The 20,484-nt window shown below is 45.3% G+C and carries 20 protein-coding genes and 12 pseudogenes; 28 read left to right on the top strand and 4 right to left on the bottom strand.

What is annotated here, in order from left to right; translation table 11 throughout:
* Positions 1-14 precede the first annotated feature (14 nt).
* Together tssC (ABRZ28_RS23495) and tssB (ABRZ28_RS23490) are read right to left on the bottom strand one after the other, a co-directional pair.
* On the bottom strand, positions 15-1,559 hold the full coding sequence (gene tssC, locus ABRZ28_RS23495; protein ID WP_330521737.1) for a type VI secretion system contractile sheath large subunit: 1,545 nt from the start codon (positions 1,557-1,559) through the stop codon (positions 15-17).
* Between the two features lie 52 nt (positions 1,560-1,611).
* Positions 1,612-2,109: a type VI secretion system contractile sheath small subunit gene (gene tssB / locus ABRZ28_RS23490; protein WP_330521736.1), complete on the bottom strand. Its 498-nt coding sequence runs from the start codon at positions 2,107-2,109 to the stop codon at positions 1,612-1,614.
* A gap of 962 nt (positions 2,110-3,071) precedes the next feature.
* Between tssB (ABRZ28_RS23490) and tagF the strand changes: the two are divergent.
* From tagF to ABRZ28_RS23370, 23 genes and pseudogenes are all read left to right on the top strand, one after another.
* A pseudogene (gene tagF, locus ABRZ28_RS23485) lies at positions 3,072-3,707 on the top strand (type VI secretion system-associated protein TagF); the annotation flags it as partial.
* A gap of 15 nt (positions 3,708-3,722) precedes the next feature.
* A pseudogene (gene tssA, locus ABRZ28_RS23480) lies at positions 3,723-4,718 on the top strand (type VI secretion system protein TssA).
* 65 nt (positions 4,719-4,783) lie between these two features.
* Positions 4,784-5,323, top strand: a complete 540-nt coding sequence (tssB, locus tag ABRZ28_RS23475; protein WP_330521735.1) for a type VI secretion system contractile sheath small subunit — start codon at positions 4,784-4,786, stop codon at positions 5,321-5,323.
* 3 nt (positions 5,324-5,326) lie between these two features.
* A pseudogene (gene tssC, locus ABRZ28_RS23470) lies at positions 5,327-6,825 on the top strand (type VI secretion system contractile sheath large subunit).
* A gap of 493 nt (positions 6,826-7,318) precedes the next feature.
* A complete protein-coding gene (locus ABRZ28_RS23465; protein ID WP_330521734.1) occupies positions 7,319-7,765 on the top strand; it encodes a glycoside hydrolase family protein in 447 nt (148 codons plus the stop codon).
* A 7-nt stretch (positions 7,766-7,772) separates the two neighbouring features.
* Positions 7,773-8,567 carry a lysozyme inhibitor LprI family protein gene (locus ABRZ28_RS23460; protein ID WP_330521733.1) on the top strand — a complete coding sequence of 265 codons (795 nt, stop codon included), beginning with the start codon at positions 7,773-7,775 and terminating at the stop codon, positions 8,565-8,567.
* Between the two features lie 103 nt (positions 8,568-8,670).
* The gene (locus ABRZ28_RS23455) at positions 8,671-8,886 is read left to right on the top strand and encodes a hypothetical protein (protein WP_330521732.1); all 216 of its coding nucleotides are present in this window, start codon (positions 8,671-8,673) and stop codon (positions 8,884-8,886) included.
* Between the two features lie 150 nt (positions 8,887-9,036).
* The gene (locus tag ABRZ28_RS23450) at positions 9,037-9,405 is read left to right on the top strand and encodes a hypothetical protein (protein WP_330521731.1); all 369 of its coding nucleotides are present in this window, start codon (positions 9,037-9,039) and stop codon (positions 9,403-9,405) included.
* A 188-nt stretch (positions 9,406-9,593) separates the two neighbouring features.
* Entirely contained in the window at positions 9,594-10,007 is a 414-nt protein-coding gene (locus ABRZ28_RS23445; protein ID WP_330521730.1) for a Rap1a/Tai family immunity protein, read from the top strand.
* On the top strand, positions 10,004-10,345 hold the full coding sequence (locus tag ABRZ28_RS23440; protein ID WP_330521729.1) for a hypothetical protein: 342 nt from the start codon (positions 10,004-10,006) through the stop codon (positions 10,343-10,345). The genes ABRZ28_RS23445 and ABRZ28_RS23440 overlap by 4 nt, the downstream gene beginning before the upstream one ends.
* Positions 10,346-10,406: 61 nt before the next feature.
* Positions 10,407-10,875 (top strand): annotated as a pseudogene (locus tag ABRZ28_RS23435) (Hcp family type VI secretion system effector).
* 88 nt (positions 10,876-10,963) lie between these two features.
* A complete protein-coding gene (locus ABRZ28_RS23430; RefSeq protein WP_330521728.1) occupies positions 10,964-11,404 on the top strand; it encodes a lysozyme family protein in 441 nt (146 codons plus the stop codon).
* A gap of 10 nt (positions 11,405-11,414) precedes the next feature.
* Positions 11,415-11,810: a lysozyme inhibitor LprI family protein gene (locus ABRZ28_RS23425; RefSeq protein WP_330521727.1), complete on the top strand. Its 396-nt coding sequence runs from the start codon at positions 11,415-11,417 to the stop codon at positions 11,808-11,810.
* A gap of 550 nt (positions 11,811-12,360) precedes the next feature.
* Positions 12,361-12,543, top strand: coding sequence for a hypothetical protein (locus ABRZ28_RS23420; protein WP_330521726.1), 183 nt, complete (start codon positions 12,361-12,363; stop codon positions 12,541-12,543).
* A gap of 23 nt (positions 12,544-12,566) precedes the next feature.
* On the top strand, positions 12,567-13,247 hold the full coding sequence (locus ABRZ28_RS23415) for a hypothetical protein (RefSeq protein ID WP_330521725.1): 681 nt from the start codon (positions 12,567-12,569) through the stop codon (positions 13,245-13,247).
* Positions 13,248-13,417: 170 nt separating this feature from the next.
* Positions 13,418-14,116: pseudogene (locus ABRZ28_RS23410) on the top strand (IS3 family transposase); the annotation flags it as partial.
* Positions 14,117-14,344: 228 nt separating this feature from the next.
* A complete protein-coding gene (locus tag ABRZ28_RS23405; protein ID WP_330521724.1) occupies positions 14,345-14,656 on the top strand; it encodes an RHS repeat-associated core domain-containing protein in 312 nt (103 codons plus the stop codon).
* Between the two features lie 143 nt (positions 14,657-14,799).
* Positions 14,800-14,886 (top strand): annotated as a pseudogene (locus tag ABRZ28_RS24335) (RHS repeat-associated core domain-containing protein); the annotation flags it as partial.
* A gap of 397 nt (positions 14,887-15,283) precedes the next feature.
* On the top strand, positions 15,284-15,457 hold the full coding sequence (locus ABRZ28_RS23395) for a hypothetical protein (protein ID WP_330521723.1): 174 nt from the start codon (positions 15,284-15,286) through the stop codon (positions 15,455-15,457).
* Positions 15,454-15,768 (top strand): hypothetical protein, encoded by a 315-nt coding sequence (locus tag ABRZ28_RS23390; RefSeq protein WP_330521722.1) that lies wholly within the window; start codon positions 15,454-15,456, stop codon positions 15,766-15,768. The genes ABRZ28_RS23395 and ABRZ28_RS23390 overlap by 4 nt, the downstream gene beginning before the upstream one ends.
* Before the next feature lie 119 nt (positions 15,769-15,887).
* A pseudogene (locus ABRZ28_RS24330) lies at positions 15,888-16,585 on the top strand (RHS repeat-associated core domain-containing protein); the annotation flags it as partial.
* Between the two features lie 66 nt (positions 16,586-16,651).
* The gene (locus ABRZ28_RS24325) at positions 16,652-16,924 is read left to right on the top strand and encodes an HNH/endonuclease VII fold putative polymorphic toxin (RefSeq protein ID WP_330521743.1); all 273 of its coding nucleotides are present in this window, start codon (positions 16,652-16,654) and stop codon (positions 16,922-16,924) included.
* A gap of 17 nt (positions 16,925-16,941) precedes the next feature.
* The gene (locus ABRZ28_RS23370; RefSeq protein ID WP_330521721.1) at positions 16,942-17,334 is read left to right on the top strand and encodes an Imm50 family immunity protein; all 393 of its coding nucleotides are present in this window, start codon (positions 16,942-16,944) and stop codon (positions 17,332-17,334) included.
* 14 nt (positions 17,335-17,348) lie between these two features.
* Here the strand turns inward: ABRZ28_RS23370 and ABRZ28_RS23365 are convergent.
* Together ABRZ28_RS23365 and ABRZ28_RS23360 are read right to left on the bottom strand one after the other, a co-directional pair.
* A pseudogene (locus ABRZ28_RS23365) lies at positions 17,349-17,574 on the bottom strand (SymE family type I addiction module toxin); the annotation flags it as partial.
* A gap of 30 nt (positions 17,575-17,604) precedes the next feature.
* Positions 17,605-17,661, bottom strand: a pseudogene (locus ABRZ28_RS23360) (SymE family type I addiction module toxin); the annotation flags it as partial.
* A gap of 210 nt (positions 17,662-17,871) precedes the next feature.
* Between ABRZ28_RS23360 and ABRZ28_RS24320 the strand changes: the two are divergent.
* The 5 genes and pseudogenes from ABRZ28_RS24320 to ABRZ28_RS23340 all read left to right on the top strand — a co-directional run.
* Positions 17,872-17,997, top strand: a pseudogene (locus ABRZ28_RS24320) (RHS repeat-associated core domain-containing protein); the annotation flags it as partial.
* Positions 17,977-18,336 carry a hypothetical protein gene (locus ABRZ28_RS23355; protein ID WP_330521720.1) on the top strand — a complete coding sequence of 120 codons (360 nt, stop codon included), beginning with the start codon at positions 17,977-17,979 and terminating at the stop codon, positions 18,334-18,336. The pseudogene ABRZ28_RS24320 and the gene ABRZ28_RS23355, both read left to right, overlap by 21 nt.
* Before the next feature lie 81 nt (positions 18,337-18,417).
* Positions 18,418-18,606: pseudogene (locus ABRZ28_RS23350) on the top strand (ankyrin repeat domain-containing protein); the annotation flags it as partial.
* A 27-nt stretch (positions 18,607-18,633) separates the two neighbouring features.
* Positions 18,634-19,359 carry an ankyrin repeat domain-containing protein gene (locus ABRZ28_RS23345; RefSeq protein ID WP_330521718.1) on the top strand — a complete coding sequence of 242 codons (726 nt, stop codon included), beginning with the start codon at positions 18,634-18,636 and terminating at the stop codon, positions 19,357-19,359.
* Positions 19,360-19,424: 65 nt separating this feature from the next.
* Positions 19,425-19,764 (top strand): annotated as a pseudogene (locus tag ABRZ28_RS23340) (hypothetical protein); the annotation flags it as partial.
* Between the last annotated feature and the right edge of the window lie 720 nt (positions 19,765-20,484).

Below are 20,484 nucleotides of genomic sequence, written 5' to 3'. Positions count from 1 at the left end.
CTTAATTTTTATCTTTATACTTTTGCTTTCGGCATCTGGGACACCAGCGACAAGTTGACATCCATCCCTTCGACCTGGAAGTGAGGCACGGCGTAAAGCTTGACGCGGAAGAAGCCGGGGTTATCTTCAATGTCTTCAACCGTCACGCGGGCTTCACGCAGCGGATGCGATGCCTGTAGATCGTCTGATGGATCGGTCATCTCGGTGACCAGCGTGTTGATCCAGTTATTCAGTTCAAGCTCCAGCATCCGGCGATCTTTGGTGGTGCCGATATTTTCGCGCTGCAATAATTTCAGATAATGCGCAATCCGCGAAAGCAGGAAGATATAAGGCAGGCGTGAGTTAATCCGGCTATTGGCCGTCGCTTCCTGCGTGTCGTACAACGCCGGTTTCTGCGCCGAGTTGGCGGAGAAAAAGCAGGCGTAGTCGCGGTTTTTATAGTAGGAAAGCGGAATGAAGCCCAGTCCGGCGAATTCGAATTCGCGCGTTTCCGGGATCATCACCTCGGAAGGTATTTTCACCTGATTGCCGACGCCCAAATCATAGAGATGAATCGGCAGATCGGTCACCGCGCCGCCCGCCTGCGGACCACGAATCTGTACGCACCAACCGTTTTTAATAAAACTGCGCACCATATTGGCGGCGAAAGCGAACGAGGCGTTGCTCCATAAATAACGATCGTGATCCGGACCTTTGACTTCCTCAACATAGTTGAAACTGCGCACCGGAACGGTATCCGGACCATAAGGCAAGCGGCCCAGCACGCGCGGCAGCGTCAGACCGATGTAACGCGCATCGTCGGTTTCGCGGAATGCTTTCCATTTAATGTATTCGGCACGATCGAAATAGCTGGCGATATCTTTAATCCCCGCCACGTCTTCCATGTTTTCCTTGCCGAAAAACGCCGGACCGACGGAGGCGATAAACGGCATATGCGCCGAGGCGGCAACGCGCGAGATATTACGCAGCAGAGCCATGTCCTGCGAACTGCGGTCGAACTCATAGTTGGCGATGGTAGAACCGATAGGCTCGCCGCCCGGGGTGTCGTATTCCTGAATATAGGTATGGTGATAGAAGCCGCTTTGCACGATTTCCGGCGCGTCTTCAAAGTCTTCGCGCAGTTCTTCTTTGCTGACGTCCAGTACTTCGATTTTTACGTTTTGACGAAAATCGGTGCGATCGACCAGAAACTTCAGCCCGCGCCACGCGGATTCCACTTTCTGAAAGGCGTCGTGATGCATGACCTCATCAAGCTGACGGCTGATTTGCTCATCCAACGCGCTGATATGATTATCAAGCAGCGTTTTATCCAGACGCTCCACTTTAGCGGCGGATTCTTTTAACAGATTCAGGAACACGCTGACCGCTGCGGTAACGCGCTCATCCGCCGTGGTATCCGCCAGCGCGTCGCTATCCTGAAAGGATTCGATATCATTAAGACGTTCAATCGGGTTGAGATTGATTTTTTCAAACAGTTTCTGATAAACACCGCCAGCAGATGCTTCTTCAGTAACAGTGTTTGCCGCCGATGGTACGGCCTGATTCTTTTGTTGAGCCATTTTTAAATTCCTTCACATCCTGCTGAAACAGAACACGCCGTAACTCGGCGTATCAGACCTCTTTCGGCGCCAATGCAGCCAGTTCGGCGCGTAGTTCATCGCTCAGAGCTTCATCCTTGAGGATGTTTTCCAGTTCGCGTCGGAACGTGCTGTTATCCAGGAGATTAGACTTGAGGTCGCGTAACAGGTTACGCATGGAAAGCAAGGCGCGCAGTTGCGGGATCTGACGAGCGACCTGCTCCGGTTCGAAGTCTTTCATGTCGCGAAAAGTCAGTTCCACATCGTCTTCGCTGTTATCGCCGGCCAAGGTGTTTTTGACCGAGATTTTTACTTTTGGCGCATATTCCGCGAGTACGTTATTGAAATTATCTTTATTGATGGAGATTTTTTCACGTTCAGTTAATGGACGATCGTCTTGTCCATTACTGTAATCGCCCAACGCTAACAACTTGAGGGGAAGTTCGACTTTTTTTTCAGCTCCGCCGGTGTGGAGGTTGAGCTTAATATTTACGCGTGAAGATGGAATTTCATCCTGAAAGCTATTTGCCATATGAATACCTATAACGCCATTACGGGTTAGTGAATACCGGAGTCATCAGTCATTTAAATTACTATTCGCCGATTAAGAACAAAGTGCGGCAAGGATATAACCAGAATATTACAACTGTTATAAGAATATGTCATAAATGTTGGCACATTCAATATAACGATACTGTAAAAAGATTCTATTACATTTTATGCGAGCGATTTTATTGAACTTATAAAATAAGTCAATATATTATATAAAAATCAATAAAATCATTATGATATACATATTTTAACTTAACAATATAATAATATCCATGCTAATAATTATATATGTTATTCATTTCCATCATACATATAATATATGAAATAATTTTGCAAAAAATAATTGAATAAACAACATTTATCAGTATTTTCCTAAAATAAACATTTCAAAATTCAACACAAACAATGATCTCAACCAATGAAATAAAACATAAACAACTTTTAGGAATATCCTTAAAGACAAATACTGCTCAATTATCAGGCTCGGCAGCGCAGCATAGTGTAATGACATTATATACGGAAAAATCCGAAAAACGAAACTAACCAAAATTGAGATAGCCTTCACCAATTAATTACGCCTGATTGGTATCAAAAATTATCGATATCACGCTACACAAGCAGTGCTTTATTTGCCCACTTTAATAAATACCGTAGTCACCCCAGCAATCAAACCGACAATCTTCCCCCCTTTTTAAAGCAAATAACCCATTTCTGCTTAACCAGGAAATTCCGCGTTACTAGAAAGCGGCCGCAGACAAAGAGCGCGCCCTCACGTTTATCAGAACAGGGAAACACATCCGGTCAGCAACAGGACGGAGACTAAACCACCCAGTAAAATCATGCCTTTCATATAACCTCCACTGCATTAAAAAAACCATATAAAAACCGTACGGTTTAGTTTTATTTCATTTGGTATTTCGCCGTCAAGCATCCTTTTCTATTCCCGATACGCTGCTACGTCAGTGGTCGCACTGGTTTCAAGTAGGACTGATGAACTGGCGCAAAGACGAAGAGCGCGCGGCAGGCAGTCGTCAATTCGGCAACGCGCCCGTATGGAATTTCGTGGTTCCGCCAATGCTCGGCAGCCAGCAGGTGCAAATAGGGTGTTTATTGCCCGGATGCGATAGCGTAGGCCGCCAATATCCGGTATGTGCGCTATGCGCTTTCAATCCTGCGGAATGGTCGCCCCGACTGTTGGCCATGGCCGGAGATTGGTATCAGCAACGGAGACGCACGCGCCTTCATGCCGTACACAATGGCTATTCAGCCGAGCAGCTTGACCAGTCGTTGCTTGCTATCCCCGCGCCGACCATACCCGCACAGGAGTCTCATTCAGATATTCTGGAGGTTATAGGCTATGAGGATACCCCCGCAAATCTAAGCTGGCGTCAGGCAAGCGATTGTTTTGATCCGCAGCGCCAAACCAGTTTCTGGTGGACCAACCGCAGCGACGGCTATCCTCTTTATACCCATGTCCATAGCGGCAACTTTACCGGACAACTGTTTTCACTGTTGTTCGAGCCTGCCGGCGGCGCACGCCCCGGCCGCCACGGCCTCTATCCGCCGATGTTTGAATAAATCGCAGGAGAGCGAATGGATATTGAAACCTTTCTCACCCCGGTGACAGCGGAAAAACCGTGTGGGGAAAATCTGGAATATGACGCTGACTTCCAGGCAATGGAGCTGGCTAGTCAAGGCAAAGCCGAACAGCAATTCGGCGAGACAATTATTCCGGCGGAGCCGGCCGACTGGCCCAAAGTCGAAAAACTCGCAACCTCCCTGCTCGCCCGCACGAAAGATTTACGGATCATGCTTGCGTTGACCCATGCCTGGACCAAACGCCGAGGCCTGCCGGGTTACGCCGATGGCTTGCTGCTCATCCAGGAGGCACTAGTTCTCTACTGGGAAGCGCTATATCCGCAGTTGGAAGAAGATGGAGTTCGCGATCCCTTTTACCGTATCAATGTACTGGCGGCGCTTGGCGATAAATCGGCGCTGACGGCCACGCTGCGCAACGCCGCGGATGAAATCACGCTACGTGACGCCCAGGCATTGCTCGACGGCAGCAAAACCGAATGCCCTGACTATCCCGGCGGGTGGGCGCGTCTGTTGGATGAATTGGCCAGCAGCAACTAACCGGGCATTGAAGCTATCCAACTGATCGATGAGCGCCTTGGGACAATCTGCGAAATACTCACCGAGCATTTGGGCGAGTCCGGCGTACCGGAAATGGAACAGTTACGAAAGCTCGTCGGCATTGTCGTCGAATCCTGTCAGAGCACCGATCTTTCAACCTTAATCCCCACAAGGGAGCCGGAGATGAACCAGCAAACCACAGCCGCACCGACCATTTCCACTCCTCGAGCAGAAGGAGACTGGCGTTCCGCACAGGTCCGCTCCCGTGAGGATGCGCAGCTGATGCTGGAAAAAGTGAAGCAGTACTTTGTCTCGCACGAACCCAGCCACCCTGCCCCGCAGATGATCGAGCGCGTGCAGAGGCTGATTGAAATGAACTTTATGGACATTATTCGCGATCTGGCGCCGGACGGTGTCAATCAACTGGAAAACATTTTTGGACGCCGCGAATAGCCGCGTCCGCCCGTAACGGTAGTGGGCGTTGACGCCTGCAGCCAGACTTTCAACGCGCATATCCGATGGAGAATATCATGCCAACCAATAAATCCAGTGGGCAAAAGTTTATCGCCCGAAATCGCGCGCCTCGCGTACAAATTGAGTACGACGTAGAAATTTACGGCGCGGAACGCAAAATTCAGCTTCCGTTTGTCATGGGGGTCATGGCCGATCTGGCAGGAAAACCCGTCGACCCGCTGCCATCGGTTGATGAACGCAAGTTCCTTGAAATCGATATCGATAACTTTGACGAACGCATGAAGGCGTTGAAGCCCCGTGTTGCCTACCAGGTCGATAATACGCTGACCGATTATGGCAAGATTAACGTCGAACTAACGTTCGAAAGCATGGAGGATTTCCAGCCGGACGCCATCGCACGCAAAGTCGAACCGCTTAACAAACTGCTCGAAGCTCGCACTCAGCTTTCCAACCTATTGACCTATATGGATGGAAAAAACGGTGCAGAAGAATTGATTGCCAAAGTGCTTCAGGACCCGACGCTGCTCAAGGCGCTGAGCCAGTTGCCCAAAGGTGATAATGCGGAAAAAGGTAACGAGGAGTAATCAATGAGCAATCCTTCCCAACAGCAGACACAACAATCGCAGGAAACGTTTCGCGAAGACGAATTCAGCGCATTGCTGAATAAAGAGTTCCGACCGAAGACCGATCAAGCGCGTTCGGCGGTGGAAAGCGCGGTGAAAACGTTGGCTCAACAGGCGCTGGAAAATACGGTGACGGTCTCCTCCGATATCTATCGCACCATTCAGAATCTGATCGCCGGTATCGACGAGAAACTATCGCAGCAGGTTAAACAGATTATCCACCACGAAGAGTTCCAGACGCTGGAAAGCGCCTGGTGGGGACTGAACTACCTGGTCAGTAATACTGAAACCGACGAGATGTTGAAAATTCGCTTTATGAGCATCACCAAACAGGAGCTGAGCCGCACCTTGAAACGCCACAAGGGCGTAGGCTGGGATCAAACCCTATCTTCAAAAAAATCTACGAAGAAGAATACGGCCAGTTCGGTGGTGAGCCGTTTGGTTGTCTGGTAGGTGATTACTATATTCGACCACAGTCCACAGGATGTAGAGTTACTGGGTGAAATGGCGCGGATTGGCTCCGCCAGTCACTACCCGTTTATTGCCGGTACCGCCCCCAGTATCATGCAGATGGAGTCCAGGCAGGAACTGGCCAATCCGCGCGATCTGACCAAAATTTTCCAGAATACCGAATATGCCGCCTGGCGCAGCCTGCGCGAATCTGAAGACGCTCGCTATCTGGGTCTGGTGATGCCGCGTTTCCTGGCGCGCCTGCCATACGGCGTTCGCACCAACCCTGTCGACAGCTTCGATTTTGAAGAAGAAACCGACGGCGCCAACCATAGCAATTACACCTGGACCAACGCCGCCCACGCGATGGCCGCAATATCAACCGTTCATTCAAAGAATTCGGCTGGTGTACTTCCATCCGCGGCGTCGAATCAGGCGGTTCGGTGGAAAACCTGCCCTGCCATACTTTCCCGAGCGACGACGGCGGCGTGGACATGAAATGTCCGACAGAGATCGCCATCAGCGATCGCCGCGAAGCGGAACTGGCGAAAAACGGATTCATGCCGCTGGTGCATCGCAAAAACTCGGACTTTGCCGCCTTTATCGGCGCCCAGTCTCTGCAGAAACCGACGGAATACCACGACGCCGACGCCACAGCCAACGCGAGACTGGCGGCTCACCTGCCGTACTTGTTCGCCTGCTGCCGCTTTGCGCACTACCTCAAATGCATCGTGCGCGACAAGATTGGCTCGTTCCGTGAGCGTGATGAAATGGAGCGCTGGCTAAATGACTGGGTAATGAACTACGTCGACGGCGACCCGGCCAATTCGTCTCAGGAAACCAAATCCCGCAAACCGCTGGCCGCCGCCGAAGTGCAGGTACAGGAGATCGAGGACAACCCCGGTTACTACACCGCCAAGTTCTTCCAGCGTCCGCACTACCAGTTGGAAGGACTGACTGTCTCTCTGCGGCTGGTTTCAAAGCTGCCATCGCTGAAGAGTAAAGAAGCATAATGGCCGATGCCGGGTCATTAGCAAATATGGCCCGGCGTATTAATGTAAGTGTAATATTAATTCCTGTTTTATTTACGGCAGGAAATGCAGTATCATAAAGTGATTATTAAAATGCGTATTGTTCGCAAAGGAGATCATGGTTCAGAAGTCTAAACGTTACAAAAATTGCTGAATGACCATGGATTGTAAACAAGTGAAGATGGATACTTTGAGTATCATACTGAGGTCGCAGTAAAAAATTTCAGTTGCAGAAAAATTTGCATCCCGATGGGATTGTTGGACGAAAGACAGTCGTAAGTTTAGGTACGCCGTTACCAACCAGGGCTCCTCAACCTCCTATTGGGGGTAACGCAGGGAGGCAAAGCGTCGGGGCATTTAATATCTCTGATAGCGGTATGTCATTCCTGTTTCGCCGTGAAGCATGGCGCGGAAAAGTTGTTACCTACACTGGCCAGGAGTTGCGAGCGGAGTCACTCTTGGGCCAGGTTACGATATGAAAAAACGCAGTCCTGAATCGATCAAAAATACAATGATAAGTATTGGTCTGGATGCGAGAACAGCGGAAAAAATCAGCAAAGCAGCTGGGTTACAGAATAATCAGGCAAGCGAATTTGCAACCAATAATCAAAATATGGTCAAACTTACCGAAGAGCAAGAAACCCAACGGCTACGAGTAACGGTTCCGCGCTATGTTACCATGGTTAGAAACGGCATCTTCGTTCCATTGCGACAATATGAATTCGATGCTCTTGTATCATTTGCTTATAATCCTGGCGAGCGTTTCTCAAATGTTTGTGATTTTATCAATCAGGGTCAGATCTCTGATGCAATGACAGAAATAAAACGAGCAATTACGAGCCGGGGGACTGTCATGACAGGATTGGTTAATCGTCGAAATTATGAAGTTAACCTCTATCTGAATGGAATTCATGGAGCATAATTAATCGATGGCTTTAAATAGATTGAAAAAATCAAGCATTTTTTTCGCTGCTGTCTTTTTATCAACCACCGTATTTGCTGATGCGAAAAATCAACTTTTCGGTATATGGCAAGTGACAGAAGCTTCAATCAATACGGAAAGCCAACGTACGCTTAATTATCAATATAATGATGACCGTCTGGTTGGACGCGAAATAACCATTTCCCCAAAGTCGATCTCAGCAAATTTTCCTGGCGATGTTCATTGCTCGTCGCCGGTTTTCAAAAGCGAGCCCATGACATTAGATACCTGGGTTGCAAAAGCCGAAGGTGACGCAGATGGCGCAAATGCAAAAAGTTATAATCTGAACTTATCAGGCAATGAAAAAGTCACCGTATTCACTACCCGCTGTGCAGCCGGTAACTTCTCTGGCGGAGATGCCGGCGGTAATGCATTGCTCGCGCTTTCACAGCAAAAGATACGGTTTAACTGGAGCGATGGCATCATTTTAACGCTTCAACCTGTGGATGCCAAAGCCGCGCCTGCCCCTTCTTTTGCCTGTGCCAAAGCAAGCAATAAGACCGAAAAAGCAATTTGCGGCGATCGAGAACTTGCTTCTTATGATGTCAGCGTGAAACGTTCCTTCGACTTTTTCCGTCAACAAGCTGGTGAAGTGGGTAATAGCGACTTACAACAGCAAATCACTCAGGAACAAAAGAGCTGGTTACAGGAACGCAATGCATGCGGTAAGGATAAAGTCTGTCTGAAAACAGCCATGCAAAATCGCCTTGAGGCATTGGCCCATATCATGGATGGTCAATAAACAAAAAAACCAATTACAATATAGAAAATTAGCAAAGGTATCGTCAGAATACACTCTCTTTTCTCTGGATACGGCCGGAACAGCAAATGCGATGAGAGAATGAATGCCTTTTGATATTGAAAACGGCGATCGGAAAGTTAATGCGCTTATCGATAAATCCGAGTCGACCAATAATCCGCCACACCGCGAGGTGGGTCCGGATACCAAAGGCGTCACGTTAAATAGCCAGCGACTCTATCACAGCCCGGAGCTGGACAAGTTATCTCGCGAAGTTATTGACGGCGACCCTGACCATACCTGGTATCAAGATAGTCCATAATAAAATGTTTTAATTTTATGCTGACCTTAAGAAAGGAAGCCAGATGCTTTGAATTAATAGAGTTCCCTCTTCTGTAGAGGTAAGAAAAGTGTTATCAAGAATAAAAACCCGAAATGATACATTTACCACAAATTGAGTTTATGTGCAATTATGACAAAAATTTTACTACTAACACTTTTTATTGCGATATTTCCTTTATCATCTTATGCAGAAACGACAGAAACATTTAAAGGAAGAAAATACATTGCCGAAATAACTTCACATTGTGAAGAGGGTAATGTTTCTTGTAAAAATGTTACATTGATTTCCAAAAGCATCAAAACAAAAAAATCAATAGAATTAAAAGGAGAAACCGTAAATATAAATTGTCCTAGGGCTTGCGACTTTAGAGGTTACACCTTCAAAAATAAAAACTATATTTACACGTTATTAAGCGACGATCATCAACTTAATAAATGGAACTACATCATAATGAAAGATAATAAAATCATTTCAAAAGATTATGGTGTTATCGAGTAATATATATTTCCATATGGTTTACCATGAAATTTCGAGTTCTAGTTTTGTTGCTTCTGAAGACATATACGCAGAAAGCGCTATTTAGAATATCGCTGGCAACGGCCCGCAGCAACGTCGTGGCCAATATTGTAAGAGAGCCTCGTCTGCAAGATACATTTTCCCGTTTTTTTCATAAATAAGGGGTTTTAATGAATAAATATTCAATTTTTTTATTTACTATACTGATGTTCGTGGCATCGTCAATTGCCTGCGGAGCGTCTGATATTGAGCCGTCCGATGATTCTACTAATCTTCTTCGGGATCCGACATTACTTTCTCGCGATAGTATAGATATGCCTGCTGAACGCTTTTTAAATGCTTGGCTATCAAAAAATGATGAAAGAGAACGCATGAAAGCTAATATGTATTTGCTAGGCGTAATGGATGCCACGGAAAACAAAGAATGGTGTAGCTATAAGATCGCTTTGCCGCATTCACTGCGTGAAAGTTTGTTTGATTATATCGCTAAACTACCAACTGAGCGTAAAAAAGAGAGAGCGTCAAAAATCATTACTGAAGCCTTAGCAAAAGACTTACCTTGCAAGAAGAATAATAAAAAATGAACCCCCTTTATGCACAGTTGAAAAAATATCATTACTCCTCAAATGAAGCACGTCCTGGTTACATTTCTCGAGAAAAATTGTTTACTGAAATAGGTTATGATGCCAACGCATTGATTAAATTCAATCCGGGCTATATGAATACCTATGCAGTCCGTATGAGTTTGGCATTGTTAAAATGTGGAGTGGCTTTTACAGGGCACCTACCTGTAAAAGCAGGTTCTTATAAAGGTAAAAAATTGAACCAGGAGCAAAACTACTGGCCGACCAACTTTATAAAGATAATATATTTGGAAAAGCTGGAATTTATGTCGATATTCACCAAACTGGCGAAAAGCTAAAAAACCGTAAAGTAGTTATATTTCTTAACAATATTTCTGGTTATAATGAGTAGATATTATTATGGCTATTAATATGTTCCTGAAAGTTGACGGTGTAACCGGCGAATCGAAAGATTCCAATCATACCGGCTGGACCGATATCACATCTTTCTCCTGGGGTGCTTCTCAACCTGGAAATATGAGTGTAGGCGGCGGAGGCGCCGGTAAAGTGAATTTCAACGATCTGCACGTTAATGCGCTGATTGACAAATCCACCACCGAAATTCTGAAACACTGCTCCAGCGGTAAGCGCTTGACCAAAATTGAAGTATCTGTCTGTAAAACAGGTGGAATATACACGTATTACCCTGGAAGATGTGCTGGTAACCTCCCTTCAATACAACGGCTCTGAGAATGACGATACACTGGGTGTAACTTATGCTTTCCAAGCGGCAAAAGTGAAGCAACAGTATTGGGAGCAGACCAGCTCTGGTGGTAAAGGCGCTGAAACCAGTGCAGGCTGGAACATTAAAGAAAATAAAAAAGTTTAATGGATAAAAAGCAATTCCCGTCGACGGGAATTGCTTTTACTGTGATAATTAATTGAGATAATATCTCATTTAAATGACAGGTGAAATAATGGGAATATCACAAACGGTAGGTCTGGGTGGGAGAAATTTGCATTCGGATGTTAAAGTCGTGCAAAAGCTTCTACTAAGTAAAGGATTTTCACAGATCAGAGTTGAAAATAACAAAACCGCTATCGGAGAAATCAGTCACTCTATGCAGATAAATTTATTTGAATTTATCTGTCCTAGTTATATTCAGCGTGCAAGAACAAATTATGATTCGTGGACATTAAATTATCCAAGAAGAACCCAGTGGCAAGATCTCAAGCTTGTAATCAGAGATATTATGGTTGACTTTGTCTATCAGGGTTTTACTAAAGGTGAAGCACCAATGAAAGCGGGTATGAACAATGATATTGATGAATTGATAAGGTATATTGAAAATAGTCCGGTCATGCAATCTTATGAGCAGGACCGTAGACGTGCTCGCTATCTGAAAAACAATCGTTAATGGAGTTTATATGAATAAAAAAATATTTTTTTTGGCAGCCGCCTTACTTTATCAGGGAACTGTATTTGCTGAAGACGTATGTGTTTCACCAGTATCGAATGCAGATTTGCTGAATTGTGCAGAAAAAGAAAAAGAAGCTGCGGAGAAACTTATTAACCAGGAATATATAGCAGCTAAGAAACGCGTTTCTAACGCTTATGAAGCCTCACCAAAATTATCACAAGATTATCTAAAAACTCTACTTGATTCACAACGTGCCTGGCTCAAGTACCGTGATAATCAATGCAAACTGGAAGCGTATCTTGCTGAAGAGGGAACAAGTGCGAATAAGATGCTAGTCAGTAAATGTGTCGCGCGATTGGATAAAGAACGTGCTAGCCAATTACAAGCTATGCCTTATCAATAAATCATTCCTGAAGGTCACTTATATTGTAATTCACTGATATACTGAATTCAGATATACAGGTTAGTTATTCAGTGCGGTTACCCAAGCGGTACCGCTTTTTCAACATCGGCACTTTCTTACTGTTAATAATTCCAGTAAAAGTAGTCCTCAATAATCAAATGGGATTAACACACCACCTTTGCAATCAGCATTAAAAAAATTGATTTTTTCCATGTTGCCATCGACATCTATCTTTGCTACGATATCGCTTCAACCAATTAATGCAACTATTTTTGAGAAACCACTATATCAAAAGGCGCTGAAATACTCCATTAATGGGAGATCTCCGGTTGATGATCGGAATTTTAAAATAAACATTAACAACCAAGAAGTTTGGGTACTTTATTTCCGGTAGAGGATTCAAGCAAAATGATGACAATGTCTGTTTTGTTGGTTAGTCAATAAACCAGAAATTATAACACTAATACCACCAATAGGTTTCAGCAACTGGGAAGCAGAAGTTTGTAATAAAACAAGATCTGTCGGTATCATTTCTGCTAAAGATAGCGCCGTGGTTAAACTGGCGGTTGTATATGAAGCAACTTCGCCTAATACCATCGCCCACGAATATATTGTTTTCAATATAGATAAAAATAACAACCTGGGAATCAATGCGACGTTGACGGATAAAATTGGTTCATTGGGCGCGACTAATATTGTGAAGCTCAGGGATTTGTATAATAAAAACAATTAAGTAAAAAACAACAAAGAGGCGTTATGTTTAGAAAAACACTTTCACTCTTATTTTTTATTGTTATTGCACCATCAAGTTTTGCAAATCAAAAAATAAACAACGGTGTATTACAAGCATACTGGTTGCCAATCTGGAATGATTCGGCCACCGTAAATAATCCAGTTTTATATTTCCGCTATTTTTCACTAGACGAAAACTCACGCATCGATAAGATAATTAATCTCGACGTGGAAACAGGGAAGAAAAAAGATAACTTACTGAAAGAGTACTTCAAAGACATTTCTCATAACTTTCTTAAATATAAAGAAGGTCATATAGAACGTATTGGCAGGATAGTTATAGATAACATCTCTGTAACCAAAGAATGTGATCACACATATCATAACGCCAGACTGATTACATTCATGCCAGGGCAGAATCGTGAATTCGATATTCAAAAACTTGAAGAGAGCGCTGGCTGTGAAGCTTACCCATACGTTGTAACTTATTCTGTTAAAGAAGGTGTTGACTCTCTTTATCTTAAAGAAACACCGTCAGCTAGTGCGAAGAAAAGTGCAGAAATCCCGGTTGGTACGCCATTAATAAAAATTAAAACAATAAACGATAAGTGGATCCTGGCGGCAATATATGATGCGGGCAAACCAGACCTGCTCGGCAATCCGCAAGGTTATATTGAACTTGATAAGCATCAACCGCTTAACTGAGCGTTTTCCAATAACCGCTTCATTACCTTAAAGCCCCCAAACCGCACGGGCCTCGTTGAGACCCGCGCCGTTTGAGCGCTAATCATATACCCAGGCAGGAATACGCTATGATCCTACCCACGAATAGTGGACACGCTGTTAAGCGAGTAAAATCGTTAACAAGGTGAACCATGACGCATGCAAAATCTGTGAAGAAGACATCCCAATCAATATACCCCGGAGTTTCGCCAGCAGGCGCTGGCGCTGGCTGAGCACATCGGTGTGGCCAAAGCCGCCCGGGACGACTCTCAACTCTACGCCTGGCGCAGTAAACAACGTCAGCAGGGCTCCACCTCTGAGCGTGAGCAGCAACAGGCAACAGAAATCGCCCGCCTCAAGCGTCAACTGGCCGAGCGGGATGAGGAACTGTCTATTCTCCAAAAGGCGGCTACGTACTTCGCCAGACGCCTGAAGTGAAGTACGCTTTTATACACCAACATCAGGCGGCGTTCTCAGTGAAAAGCCTGTCCCGGGTGTTGCGTGTCTCGCGCAGCGGCTGGTATGCATGGCTGAAGCGCAGGCAGTCCCCCTCGCCGCGGCAGATGCGCCGCCAGCAGTGTGATGAGCGGGTGGCGCAAGCTTTTATACAGGCCAAACAGCGCTATGGCGCGCCCCGTCTGACGCAGGAGTTGCGTGAAGCCGGCCATGGCTGGAACCGTAAAACGGTCGCGGCCAGTCTGCGACGTCAGGGATTACGGGCCAGAGCGGCGCGCAAGTTCAAAGCCACGACAAACAGCGGGCATAACCAGCCGGTGGCGCCGAACCTGTTGCAACAGGACTTCAGTGCCACGGGGCCGGATCAGAAGTACGTTGGGGATACCACCTTCCTGTGGGAAGGCTTCCGGTTGCTGCAGGAAACCCGTGATGGCACCCCACTCACCTATGTGTATGCCGATCAGGGCAGCTATGAGCCGCTGGCGCGTATTGACGGCATAGCGCATGCATAGGTGTTGTATTTTCATAATGCGCCCAACGGCGAACCGGAAAGCCTGACGGACAGCGACGGTACGGTACGGTGCGCTGGCAGGGCCACAGCAGCACCTGGGGCAAGTTGAGCGATGGGGAAAAACAGCAGACGCTGGATTATTCCCAATAACCTGCGTCTGCAGGGCCAACACCTGGATCGCGAAACCGGACTGCACGACAATCTGTTCCGTTACTACTATCCGGATATCGGCAGATTTACCCAGCATGATTCGATAGGGTTGGCGGGGGGATTACCGGGTCTGCCGTTTTACTCGCCTCATTCTGAGGCTCGCCCTGTGGGCCACTTAAAACTGTTCAAACCTGTTTGCAACAGGTTTGTGCGGGGCATATCCCACTGTGTAGTAACGTTATGTTTTAGCTGCTTTATTTACCACACCATCTGACTTAGAATGCGTCTTAGCCATAGTCAACTTTTTCGGCTGCGGGCGGTAGCATGCGCGATTTCTTGAACTATGACGACAAGATAAAGGTAATTTACAGCCGTAACCGGTAGTATGATCCGAAAGTCGGATAGATTATTGCGACGGACCCGATAGGGCTGGCGGGTGGGATAAATTTATATGCCTATGCCCCTAACCCGCTTACCTGGATCGATCCATTCGGACTGAAATGTGGAACGGTCGAATACCGCCACCGTCAAAAGCCAGGGAAGGTTACTAATCTCCGCGAGCTTCGTCGGCAAATCAGAGGTCAGATAAGAGCATTCAACAAAATTTTGAAAACGGAGGGAATGGTTGGGTTAAAAAAACGAATTAATAATTATAATTCTGTTTTAGAAAAAGAAGGACGAGAATATGTTCGAAGGCTCGGTTCTGCCGGAGATGGGAATGTTTGGCTGCACGAGCCTGACATGAGGGCTGGGGGATGACCAAGCGATGTTTCTCGAATTGGCCTGAGTCGAGAAAACTCTATCATTGGAGGGAATGCACCTAGCGTATCTCGCCAAATTCTAGACATGTCTGATGATATTACGAAAGCTTCATCAAAATTATTCTTAGATTGAGGTGCTTATGGAACGTTATGATGAAATAATAAATGCTTACGAGACATTAGATGATGATGAACGCATTGAATATTTTAGAAATTTCAATCAAGAGTTAAGTTTGAATTTAGCATTGTTTTTTTTAAAATTGCTTGCGATGCCTCTAATGATGAAGTTTTGCGAATTGAGTCTCTCAAAGTGATCGGTCTATATAAAGGAGAATATAATGATGAAAATATCAAAAAAGGATTAATTGAATTAATAAACAGAGAGGATGATGACGATGATGTTAAAATTAACGCTATTAACACAATAGATTTAATATCAGTTTCTGATGATGAAATTAATTTTTTCTTTAATTTATTAAATGGTGATAAATATATATTAATAAAGGAAGCAGCCTTTTCTTTTATCACTCATCACAAAAACCTTTCATCCGCCAAAGTTGCTTTAAAGAATCTTATAAATGATAAGGAATTTGGTAAGTCAGCAATCCGTGAATTAGCCAGTTAATTTTATTCCATATATATGGGGTTGGTACTGACATAAGCAATTTTGTAGCAACATAACGCTTTTGAAATGTTATTCACTATACGAGCTAGCTGCTGAACGAGGGGCAATTTCGCCAGCGGCACAACCGGGTAACTCACGATAAAGGCATCCATTACCGCTACGATACCTTCGGTCGTAAGGTCGAGAAGCATAAAGATCGCTATCGCTATGACGCCGAACACCGTCTGACCGAAGTGATACGCCACAGCGCGCACGACAATGAGCCGGCGCAACACGTGCAGTTCCGTTACGATCCCCTCGGACGCCGCCCCCATAAACAGGTGTGGCTGCAAAGCCGGGGTCTGCGCCAGCCCACCGGGCAACGGCAAACCACCACCTTCCTGTGGGAAGGCTTCCGATTGCTGCAGGAAACCCGTAATGGCACCCCGCTCACCTATGTGTATGCCGATCAGGGCAGCTATGAGCCGCTGGCGTGTATTGACGGCATAGCGCATGCACAGGTGATGTATTTTCATAATGCGCCCAACGGCGAACCGGAAAGCCTGACGGACAGCGACGGCACGCTACGCTGGCAGGCGCCTGGGGCAAGTTGAGCGATGGGGAAAAACAGCAGACGCTGGATTATTCCCAAAACCTGCGACTGCAGGGCCAATACCTGGATCGCGAAACCGGGCTGCACTACAATCTGTTCCGTTACTACGATCAGGATATCGGCAGGTTTACCCAGCATGACCCGATAGGGCTACTGGGTGGGTTAAATAACTACGCTTATGCGCCGAATCTGTTAACTTGGATCGATCCACTTGGATTGGCAAAATGTAATACGCAATTCCCTTCGAGGAATGCGGAATTTAGGGCTGCCAAAAGAGATGCTGGAATACCAATGAGTCAGCAACCATCAAAAGTTAAATTAGTGCTTCTGACAGATCGAAGCGGTAAATCTATTTTAGGAGAAGAACATTTACCTATTAAAACGCGAGAATATACATTTCCTCGCCCAAATGGTGAATCTATTGTAATTCAAGATCACTATCCCGGCCATATATATGGACCACCAGGAACTGCGGGTAATCAGGGACCTCATATAAATGTTAGGCCAATCAGTGATACTCGAAATAGTACTGTCCTTGGAACTCTTGAACACTATCCATTTTAAATGAGGAGAAGGTGAATATGTGGCTTGATTTATTAATCGATAAAAACAAAATATCTTCCATTTTTAAAAATGATGTACCATCTTTATGTCAAGTTGATCTTCATGATATTGTTTTTCATAGAGATGGGCCAAAAATAACATTACGTTTTAATTTTCAACATTATCCGTCTGATCCGCCTAAAAAATGGCTGATGCAGGGGTTCAATACAGTGCAGGTGCAGTTAACCGCGCTTGATGTAAAAGAAGTTAGGCTGTCAGGGTGGGAAAAGACTAACTATTTATTGGATATTAATATTGAAAAGGAGAATGGATTAATCATTCTTTCAGCTCAAGATGATATTTTTTGTTTATATGTGAAAGCTGTTTTTTTAGATATCTCTTCTATATCGGCTTACATAGTAGCTAAATAAAAAAGCCGGAAGTGGGTCAGCCAGTCGCCCGCCAGCGTCAGCTCGCCGGTATCGCGTATCCAGTCCGCGCCCTCACTGTCGTGGCCGTCCAAGTTCTGCCAGCAGCGCGGCGATATCGGTGTCCCCGGCCAGCCGGGCCAGCATCAGCCCGTTGCAGTACAGGCGGATGCGGAACAGCGTCCCGGCGGTAAACCCCGCCTGTGCCAACGCCGCGCCGGTGAACGTCAGCCCCGGCAGCATAAACCACAGTTCGCGGATATCCTGCGCGGTGATGACGAGACACCCCGGCATCACGCGCAGCTTGAGCGGCTGCCCGGTGCTGAATCCGGCTTCCTATAACCACTTGCCGCTGATATTGATGGCGGGTGTGGAGGTGTCGCTCCTGTTGGGCCGGTAGCCGACGCGCAGATAGAGCTCCGGCTGAGAGATTTTAAAAACGGTAGTGTCTGGCGTAGAATGCGTGTTCAGGGCGGTAGCGTGAATGGTTTCCGATACTACGACGACGGTATGAAGGTAACTTACAACCGAAACCGGTAGTACGATTCGAAAACCGGTCGCGATCATTCCTATGACCCGATAGGGCTGGCGGGTGGGCTGAATCTTTATCAGTATGCGCCGAATTTGCTGACTTGGATCGAACCGTTGGGATTAGAAAAATGCAAATTATCTGTAGCAGATAAAAGGAAGATGGGGCCAGCACCTGAAGGAATGGTGAAACCACATAGACTTCATATTGGACGAGAAAAAGCGCCCAAAAGTTGGTCTGCAAAAAATAGAAAATTAATTACAGATGTTCAATATGTTTTGAAGAAATATGGTATCGATATTAATACAGATCCGCGCAACTTTACTTGGGCTCAAAATGGTGGCGGAGCTCATACTATAAAAGCAGCAAGACACGTGTGGAATAAAGTTATGGCGGCGGCTCCTCATGGGAAAAGCGCTGTTGAAGAAACATTATCTAAATTAGGGCGGGAGATGAGTCGTGGAATATTTTTCTAAAAACAATTTAGATATTTATAAAATTATTGAGAATGAGGATACGTGTACTTTAAATACACTTTTTGAAAAAGAACCTTAGCTATAAATGCACTATATTTAGGCGATTCCTTACTACATTTAGCAGCGAGAAAAGGTAAGGTAAATCTTTGCGATTTCTTGATAAAAAATGGGGCTGATGTCAATTCATTTAGTGAAGGGTATTTAACGCCACTGATTGAGTCTGCATGTGAAGGATATTTGGATGTTGTTAGGCTTTTAATTAAGTCTGGTGCATGGGTGAATGGTGATCCTCGTTGTGTGACGACACCATTAATAGAATCATCAATGTATGGCCATCTCGACGTTGTTAGAGTGTTAGTTGATTCCAACGTAGACATTAATCGTTTACAGGCTAATTTCAACCGTACAGCCCTAGATATTGCAATAGCATATAAACACAAAGACATCGCTTCATATCTTCAGTCTGTCGGTGCCAGAAAAGCATATGAAGAAATAGATATAGATACTATTACAGGGGGAGGGATATTATATCATATTTATAATAATGTAGGCCCTATCCTAGTTGATGAATACCATGATAATGGAATTTCATTAAAAACGGCAATTATAGGAGATGGGAAATCTCATAAGCTCCTTTTTACTTTCGGCAACTTTATTAAGGTACCGCATACTGAATTCCTTATCTGTCTTCCTTATAATTGGCCGTTGAATAACTTTATATTTAGCGCGATATATAAAGAATCATTTCCTTTCCAACTCCTGTGTGCTTTATCTAAAAAATATGAGCACGGTGGTGAGATTAAAGAAGGGTATGTAATTGACAAGCATGATGATAAATGGGCAGAGTTAGAATGGCCTGAGTCAATAGATGCATTAATTAGCGTTGATTATTTTTTTGATCATAAGGGAAAAGAATTATCATCTTTCGATGAAAATTCTGTTACTTTATTTTTGTTAGTACCAATAAAATATACAAAAACAGGTATTCCTAAAGGAAATAAATTTAATGAGTGGCTAGGATAGTGATATGTTTATCACTATAACATAGTAGTCAGATCAATTTGTTTGGTCTGCGCGATGATGAGCATGGGGAGCCACAGAGAAAAACCGTCACCACCCGCTTTATCTGGGAGGGGTTCCGGCTGTTGCAGGAAGTTTGGGACGGCGGCCTGCCACTGACATATGTGTATACCGACCCGGACAGCTACGAGCCGCTGGCACGCGTCGACGGCGTCGCCGCTCCCGAAAGCCAGCCCAACGGCACGCCGGAGCGGCTGACCGATGCCGAAGGGTGCCTACGCTTGGAAGGCCAGAACGGCACCTGGGGAAAATTGCTGCGCGAGACCTCGCTTCAGGGGGCCTGGCTTCGCCCAGAACCTGCGACTGCAGGGCCAATACCTGGATCTCGAAACCGGACTGCACTACAATTTTAGAGCAAGATAGAGCTATTCCTATTGAGCTACCAGTATGGCAAGCTCCTAATGATGATGTTTGTATTAAGCACAAAGGTGATGAGTTAGATATCTCCTTTAAAATATGGATAGATGCTGGAAAATACTCGAAGTTTGATGGCATATTGAATTTCAAGAAAATATGGGGCGTAAGGTTTGAAAGGCACAAACGATTACAATACTATCCTAATAGAGAAGATGATGACTTCAACTCTTGTTACTGGATTGTAAATGACTCATCATGGTTAAAGAAATTAATGATGGAAAGAGATAGTCATTTCTCTGACTGGAGGGAGTATGATAATGCAGAATATAAACATTATATCATACAAAGCAACCAGTATTACATTGAGATAATTTCTGGGGGAATGAGATTTTCAAAAAAAAGAAAATAATATAAAGTGCTTATTTTTAAGCTGGGGGCTCCCGGCTATTTTTTCCAGCATCATCACCTTGCCGGGCATCCCTCTGAACGTCAGTAATTGCCCGGTAAGACCTCGCTGCGTCAGTCAGTCCCTCCACCAAATGCAGTTCATGGTTATCCCGATCCAGCCCACGCCGAGGTAAGATTGAAGTGGTTTACTGAATTTGGCCATCTGAACAGAGGTGATATGCTCACCTCAGAACAACACAGGTGCTCCAATGAAAAGAAGAAATTTTAGTCCTGAATTCAAACGCGAATCTGCTCAGCTGGTTG

The organism is Brenneria sp. g21c3 (assembly GCF_040240345.1).
GTDB lineage: Bacteria > Pseudomonadota > Gammaproteobacteria > Enterobacterales > Enterobacteriaceae > Brenneria.
Note: the sequence above shows the minus strand (reverse complement) of the source record. Positions and strands in the feature narration are given on the sequence as shown.